At 42.1% G+C, this 2,675-nt stretch carries 5 protein-coding genes; all 5 read right to left on the bottom strand.

Annotated elements, in window-relative coordinates; all coding sequences use genetic code 11:
- Window positions 1–452: 452 nt before the first annotated feature.
- Window positions 453–818: a helix-turn-helix domain-containing protein gene (locus BLV86_RS17320; protein WP_090820080.1), complete on the bottom strand. Its 366-nt coding sequence runs from the start codon at window positions 816–818 to the stop codon at window positions 453–455.
- Window positions 805–1,689, bottom strand: a complete 885-nt coding sequence (locus BLV86_RS17315) for a BRO family protein (protein ID WP_090820077.1) — start codon at window positions 1,687–1,689, stop codon at window positions 805–807. Before BLV86_RS17315 ends, BLV86_RS17320 begins: the two co-directional genes overlap by 14 nt.
- Before the next feature lie 107 nt (window positions 1,690–1,796).
- A complete protein-coding gene (locus BLV86_RS18045; RefSeq protein WP_175456608.1) occupies window positions 1,797–1,970 on the bottom strand; it encodes a hypothetical protein in 174 nt (57 codons plus the stop codon).
- Between the two features lie 82 nt (window positions 1,971–2,052).
- Window positions 2,053–2,205 carry a hypothetical protein gene (locus tag BLV86_RS18040; RefSeq protein ID WP_175456607.1) on the bottom strand — a complete coding sequence of 51 codons (153 nt, stop codon included), beginning with the start codon at window positions 2,203–2,205 and terminating at the stop codon, window positions 2,053–2,055.
- Between the two features lie 167 nt (window positions 2,206–2,372).
- Window positions 2,373–2,675, bottom strand: a 303-nt coding sequence (locus tag BLV86_RS18035; RefSeq protein ID WP_175456606.1) for a hypothetical protein, incomplete at its 5' end; no start/stop codon positions are given.

The raw sequence follows: 2,675 nt of genomic DNA, 5'->3' as shown, positions 1-2,675 counted from the left end.
AGTTCTGCCGGATTGATGACCTCATCGTTGTTGAAAAAATATCCATTAAACACAGCTGCAAATATTTCATTATCCTTAAAAAATTCCTTTAAAGCTGCATCCGGTGTTGGCATCCCTTTTTTTATGTTCATGTTTATTCTTCTATTTCCTCAGTAATTTTTATTGATATTTGACCCTTTGTTTTATTGTCATTATTTATAGTCGCTTCTGTGTATGCGTATATGCACGTTTAAGCGTATCATCGGGCAAATTTTTTTACTCCCTTTTAAACCCTCAAGAACTTTGGAGACCCATCTATCGGACGGACATTTGCAATCCGCTATATGAAGCTCACCTTAGCAGGGCGCACTAACAGGCACTAATATCAGGAACGCGGTACCTATGTTTAGGCAACACAGGAAGCTATTTTCTTGTAAACTTTCTGTAAGAGTCCACGGCACGTTTTTTGAAGCCTAATGCTTCTTTTTTTCTCTCGTCAATGCCATCATTGCTTCCATATACCCAAGCAGTCTTTCCCGCTGCCCTTCATTCATGTCATGATATGTGCTTATCATATATCCCATATCGGTTTTTTTATCGATCACGTACCAGGATGATTTATTCCCTCTGTCCCCGGTATTCTCGATACCTGACAGAAGCCATTCCGGAGTCACTCCCAGGACATTACATATGATCATGATCTTCTCGGATGTAGGGTTTGTCCGCTTGCTCTTCCACTCGCTGATCGTGCTCTGAGATATGCCTGTCTCTTCAGAAAAGACCTTTTGTGTCATATTTATCTGTTTAAGTCTTTCAAAGATCCTGTCACTTATCGTCATCTTCTTCCACCGCCTTTACACTTGCCTCAATCATCTGTGCTACAACATGGTTCAGCTGGGCTGCATTCTGAATTGTTATAACCGATTTCCCGGTTTCTGCCTCAATTGATTTCCTTGCATCGCCCGCAATCTTTCCACCCCTGCCGGCCACCTTTTTGTTTTCTTCAAATCCTTCTGGATCTTCAGACTGAGCTATCTCCTTTGTTGCAGTTTCAGCCAACATGTTTAAGACAAGTTCTGTGGTAGACATATTATCACGAAGACTTTCCTTCTTAAGTCCTTTATGATTCTTATACTGTCTAGTCGTCATCCCTGACCATGCCTTTGTCAGTTCATCAGTCAACATTGCAAATTCCGAACTTTTATCAATTCCATGAGACTTCCATTCATCTGTCAGTTCTTTTCTTGCACTGATCGCCATAAGCCTCTGATTTATCCACTCTTTTGTATATCCCTTTCGTTCATACGTTGCCACAAGTCTTTCAGCAATTAATTCCGGATCAAGCAATTCCTCCATTCTTTCCCTTCCAACTTTTGCCAGCCACAATTTGAAAGGTTCGGCCTTCTTTGATGGGATTGACTGGATTATCCTCAAGAGCTGCTCCGTGTCAGCCACATCTGTCAGTCTACGTTTTCCATCAGCTGCCTTCATTTTCAAAGCGTTACAATTTGTAACGCTTTCATTTCCTTCATCCTTCAAACGTTTTTTAGTAACTCGCCAATAAGTCTGAGGATCTGCACTCGATGTCAGCGCCCCCACAACATCAACTACAGAGAAGTACCACTCTTCTTTTTCTTCGTCCCACGCCGTCCTGATTGGCTGATCTTCAAATAGCTGTATTTTTTCGGTTTTCTTTTCCTGTTTTTTCATAATATTTCCTCTCAAATTCGATACATTTCATTTTTACGAATCTTACTGCACAAACACATGTTTGTCAACAGCAGCCTCACATTTTCTTATTTCTCCACAAGTTTTTCTCACCAAACTCTATCTTCCCCGAACACCTCCATGGACTCCTGATGAACCTTCGTATTCGACGCATCCGCAATCACAGTTTTATAAACCCAGCCGTCCTTCATAACCCTCATCTCATAGCTTGTGGAGCCCAATGCCTCATCCCACGACACCACACCCTCCGGCGAGATCTTCACAGAATCAATCTTCCCGGTATGCGTCAATGCAAGCTTGGCAAGCTTTACCTTCACAGTCGCGTCGTACCCACTATCGTTCACCTTAACTATTATTGATGATAATGTTTTCGGTTCCCACACCCTCACCGATCTGAATCTCCAGATCTATCGATAATGCCAACGACCTTAATGTCTTCGCAAATGTTGCCCCGGATACCATCCCACTAAGCGACATGGAAACAACCAGGACCTTCAAAAAACAAACTGCTTTTTTTACTGCTCTACCCCACGAAAACTATACCTTGCTTTTACACTAACAGTTACATCAACTCCTACAGTACCCGACAGGCACATGCCAATGTCTACACCATATTTTATTATCAATTTATTATGAAGTTTCTGTTTTTTACTCTTCATGAATTCTTAAGGGAAAGTTCTCCTATTCCTAAAAGTGACAGGCACTCGCCCCTCGTCCCACGACACTATTCCCTCCGGCGATATCTTTACAGAATTAACACTTCCGGTGTGCGTCAATGCAAGCTTTGCTATCTTTACCTTTACAGTCGCATCATACCCGTCATTGTTCACTTTGACTTCCTCAACAGTAGCACCGCTCCCCGCTGTGCCTCCGGCAAGAAGATTAGTCACACTGACGTCTTCTTTCTTAAGATTAAACTTATAATTGTTCTTTCCGGTCAAACTTATCAGGAATTCCGGTTCGTCATC

The sequence above is a fragment of the Oribacterium sp. KHPX15 genome (assembly GCF_900107835.1).
Lineage (GTDB): Bacteria > Bacillota > Clostridia > Lachnospirales > Lachnospiraceae > Oribacterium.
This window is presented reverse-complemented; position numbering and strand designations above follow the sequence as displayed.